The organism is Rugamonas sp., from assembly GCF_025354735.1.
GTDB lineage: Bacteria > Pseudomonadota > Gammaproteobacteria > Burkholderiales > Burkholderiaceae_D > Rugamonas.
Genome location: NZ_JANXMI010000123.1, coordinates 1 through 3943, shown reverse-complemented (window position 1 = coordinate 3943; position 3943 = coordinate 1). Strand labels below are relative to the sequence as shown.

Genomic DNA, 3943 nt, shown 5'->3' with positions numbered 1-3943 from the left:
CCGGCGCGGCGCCGAACCCGGCCTCGGCCGCCGCCGCGCTGGCCAACAGCGCCGCGGCCGGCGTCCGCGCCAATGGTGCCGCGCTGGCCGCCGCCCTTTCCGCCGGACTGACGCCAGCGTCCGCCCCGGCCTCCCCCCTGTCCAACGCACCGCCGCCGAGCGCCGCCGCGATGGCCGCCCTGGCGCAAAAACTGCCGACGCTGGCCGCCGCGCTGCTGGGCCGGGCGCCGCTGACGCCGGCCGACCAGCTGCCCGAACTCAACGCCGGCACGCCGGGCGCGGCGCTCAGCAGCTCCGGCCGCGAGCTGACCATCCTGCTGAGCGCCGCGCAAAGCCTGCCCGGCACCCCGATGACGCTGACCGGCAAAGCGCCGCTGGTGGGCGCCGGCGCGCCCGAACCGGCCCAGCTGGCCAAGACCTTGCGCGACACCATCAACGAAAGCGGCCTGTTCTACGAATCCCACGTGGCGGACTGGATCAAGGGTGAGCGCAGCCTGCCCGAGCTGCTGCGCGAACCGCAGATGCAGCGCATGATGGAAGAAGCGGCGGCGCCGCCGCGTCCCGCGAACGCCGGGCCCGACCTCGGCGCCGCCCAGCTGGTCAACCAGCAACTGCACACCCAGGAACAGGCGCGCGTGCAGTGGACCGGCCAGGCCTGGCCGGGCCAGCAGATGCAGTGGGATATACGGCGCGAGCAACGCCAGGGCCGCGACGGCAAGGACGCCGACGGCGGCGAGCCGGAAGCGGTGTGGCGCAGCGGCGTGCGCTTCCGCTTCCCGCTGCTGGGCCAGATTTCGGCCGCCGTCACCATCGTCGACGACCAGGTCCACGTGCAGGTGCTGGCCGACAGCGACGACACCGTCGCCACCCTGCGCGCCTACGCCGGCGAGCTGGAGACGGCGATGGCCGCCGCCGGCGCCCCTCTGTCGTCGCTGGCCATCGCCGCCGACCTCGAACCAGCGGCCACGGCCGCCGCATCAGCTAGAAACGCAAGCACCACCACGACGGCCGCCACCGCGCAGCCCTACACCATACCCGCCCTGATCCTCCATGCCGACACCCATCATTCCCTCCCTGCCGACGATGCCGGCGGCGTCGGCCCAGACCCCGCCTGACCCCACGCGCCGCCCGGCCCAGAGCGCCGTCGCGCTGGCCTACGAAGGCGGCGACGCGCCCAAGGTCGTGGCCAAGGGGCGCGGCCTGGTGGCCGAGCAGATCATCGCCGTGGCCCGCGAACACGGCGTGTTCGTGCACGAATCGAAGGAATTGGTGTCGCTGTTGATGGAAATCGACCTCGACAAACAGATTCCGGCCACGCTGTATCGCACGATTGCGGAACTGCTGGCCTGGCTATATCATATTGAATCAGCGCAAAAATCTGGCGTGCCGCCGCCGGCGCCGCCAGCCCCCGCTCCTTTTGGCGATTTATAACAGACTGGCTTTGATGCAATCACTCTTTCAGGAAGCGGACTTGGAAAACTGGCACGATTTTGAAGTCGAGTCGCGCAGGGAAATCATTTCCCTGATGCGCGGCATCGGCGAAAAGAATCAGCTGATCCGCATGCTGGTGCACGGCGAATCGGACGTCTGCGTCACGTCCATCCTCGACGTCCAGCCCGACAGCAACGCCGTGATACTGGACAGTTCCATCGACCTGCAACAAAACCAGCGCATCCTCGGCGCCGGCCACATTTCCTTCGAGACGACGCTCGACAAGATCCGCATCCTGTTTTCGGCCGAGCGCGCCGAGGCGACTACGTTCGAGGGCAACGCGGCGCTGAAGATCGCGCTGCCGCCGACGCTGATCCGCTTGCAGCGGCGCGAGTTTTACCGCATGAGCACGCCGGTCAGCAACCCGGTGCGGGTGGTGATCGCGCTGCCGGCCGAGCTCGGCGGCGGCAGCAACACCTTCCCGCTGGCCGACATCAGCTGCGGCGGCATCGCCTTCCTCGACAACAAGCTGGTGTTGGGCGACACCATCGGCAACAACTACGTCGATTGCCGCATCGACCTGCCCGACACCGGCACGGTGACGACGACGCTGCAAATCCGCAACTCCATCGACCTGACGCTGTTGAACAACAAATCGAACCGCCGCCTCGGCTGCCAGTTCGTCGACATCCCGCGCGGCATGCTGTCCCAGGTGCAGCGTTACATCACCAAGCTCGAGCGCGAGCGCAACGCCCGCATCGCCGGGCTGAGCTGACAGTCCGGACCGGGGTCGCCGGCCCCTACACTTGCATATTCATAATGTCATGATAGGCCGACACCAGCTTGTTGCGCACCTGTATCGACGCCTGGAAGTTGATGCTGGCCTTTTGCATCGAAATCATCACATCCGACAAACTGACGCTGTCGTCGCCGCGCGTGAAAGCATTGCCCTTGGCGCCGGCCTCGACCATGCTGCCGTTGACGGCGTCGAGCTGCGCCTTCAGCGCGTCCGAAAAATTGACCTTGGCCGCCGGCGTTTCCGTCGGCGTGCCGGCCACGCCGGCCACGCCCAGGCCGGCCGCGTCCGGCACCGCCACCTGCGGCCGGCTGGCCGCCGCCTTCAGCTGCGCCATCATGGCCTGGATCTGGCTGCTGTCTATCCCCGCTATGCCGCCTGTTTTCATCATCGCTCCATTGTGTTGCCGCAGCGGAAAGAAATCCACCGCACGAGCCCGGCCCCAGCGGTACAATAGACGCTGGTACGAGGCTCTGTCAGGCTCCCAGAATAGCAGCGCGCGCGCCAGCCGCAGCCCCGAGCAGGGCCGGAAACGGGCTTCTGTTTGGCCGATGGGATGGGCCCGCGCCGGCCGATAATAGGCACCATGGTCCATCTCCCCGTGCGGACGATGGCGACGACAACCGGATCACCCACCACGTACGCGGAATCACACCATCATGGCAGTAGCGGAAGAACTCGACATCGACGCGGCGGCGGCCAACGGCCCCGACGGCGGGAAATTGCCCTTCATCCAGACACCGATGGGGAAGAATTTCCTGCGCGGCCTGGCCGGCGCCGGTGTGCTGGCCGTGATCCTGGCGCTGTGGCTGTGGAACAAGCCGCCCGAATACGGCGTGCTGTTTTCCAACTTTTCCGACCGCGACGGCGGCGCCATCACGGCCGAACTCGACAAGCTGAACGTCAAGCACAAGTTTTCCGAAGGCGGCACCGCCATCCTGGTGCCGACCGACCAGGTCCACGACATCCGTTTGAAACTGGCGGCCGAAGGCTTGCCCAAGGGCGGCAACGTCGGCTTCGAGCTGATGGAAAACCAGAAGCTGGGCGTGTCGCAATTCCTGGAACAGGTCAATTACCAGCGCGCCCTGGAGGGCGAGCTGGCCCGCTCGGTCGAATCGCTGGCCGCCGTCGAAAGCGCGCGCGTCCACCTGGCGCTGCCGAAACCGTCCGTGTTCGTGCGCGAACAGCAAAAGCCGACCGCGTCGGTGCTGCTGACCCTGCACCCCAACCGCGTGCTCGACCCGCAGCAGGTCGGCGCCATCGTCCACCTGGTCGCCTCCAGCGTGCCGGACCTGATGCCGGCCAACGTCACCGTCGTCGACCAGGCCGGCAACCTCATTTCCGACACCAATAAAAGCGGCGCCGCCGGCAGCGCCAAGGGCCTGGACGACACCCAGCTCAAGTACGTGAAAGAATTGCAGACCTCGGTCATCAAGCAAGTCGAATCGATCATCATCCCCATCGTCGGCGACGGCAATGTGCGCGCCGAGGCCACCGCCGACGTCGACTTCTCGCAGGTGGAGCAGGCCGCCGAAACCTACAAGCCGAACTCGCCGCCGGCCGCCTCCGCCATCCGCAGCCAGCAAACCAATGAAACCTCGGGCGCCGGCAACGCCAACCCGTCCGGCGTGCCGGGCGCGCTGTCGAACCAGCCGCCGGGCACGGCCACGGCGCCCCTGAACGCGCCGCCGCCGGCCGCCAACGCGGCACCGGGCG

5 protein-coding genes are annotated in these 3943 nt (G+C 67.6%); 4 read left to right on the top strand and 1 reads right to left on the bottom strand.

Features of this window, described 5'->3' with window-relative positions:
- The 3 genes from Q0S71_RS10225 to Q0S71_RS10215 all read left to right on the top strand — a co-directional run.
- Window positions 1-1115 (top strand): flagellar hook-length control protein FliK (locus Q0S71_RS10225; RefSeq protein WP_295994485.1); only part of this gene is annotated, 1115 nt, incomplete at its 5' end.
- Window positions 1084-1431, top strand: a complete 348-nt coding sequence (locus Q0S71_RS10220) for an EscU/YscU/HrcU family type III secretion system export apparatus switch protein (RefSeq protein ID WP_295994489.1) — start codon at window positions 1084-1086, stop codon at window positions 1429-1431. The genes Q0S71_RS10225 and Q0S71_RS10220, both read left to right, overlap by 32 nt.
- Window positions 1432-1444: 13 nt before the next feature.
- The gene (locus Q0S71_RS10215; protein WP_295994482.1) at window positions 1445-2206 is read left to right on the top strand and encodes a flagellar brake protein; all 762 of its coding nucleotides are present in this window, start codon (window positions 1445-1447) and stop codon (window positions 2204-2206) included.
- 25 nt (window positions 2207-2231) lie between these two features.
- Here the strand turns inward: Q0S71_RS10215 and fliE are convergent, their stop codons facing one another.
- Complete coding sequence (gene fliE, locus Q0S71_RS10210; protein WP_295994479.1) at window positions 2232-2615, bottom strand: flagellar hook-basal body complex protein FliE; 384 nt, start codon at window positions 2613-2615, stop codon at window positions 2232-2234.
- Window positions 2616-2886: 271 nt separating this feature from the next.
- On the opposite strand from fliE, the gene fliF reads away from it, so the two are divergent.
- On the top strand, window positions 2887-3943 hold a 1057-nt coding region (fliF, locus tag Q0S71_RS10205), incomplete at its 3' end, for a flagellar basal-body MS-ring/collar protein FliF (protein ID WP_295994475.1).

What these genes read in the sequence shown, in the direction of transcription:
- Q0S71_RS10215 (WP_295994482.1), top strand. Translation starts at nt 1,445, where the DNA reads ATGCAATCACTCTTTCAGGAAGCGGACTTGGAAAACTGGCACGATTTT.
- Q0S71_RS10220 (WP_295994489.1), top strand. Translation starts at nt 1,084, where the DNA reads ATGCCGGCGGCGTCGGCCCAGACCCCGCCTGACCCCACGCGCCGCCCG.
- fliE (WP_295994479.1), bottom strand. Translation starts at nt 2,615, where the DNA reads ATGAAAACAGGCGGCATAGCGGGGATAGACAGCAGCCAGATCCAGGCC.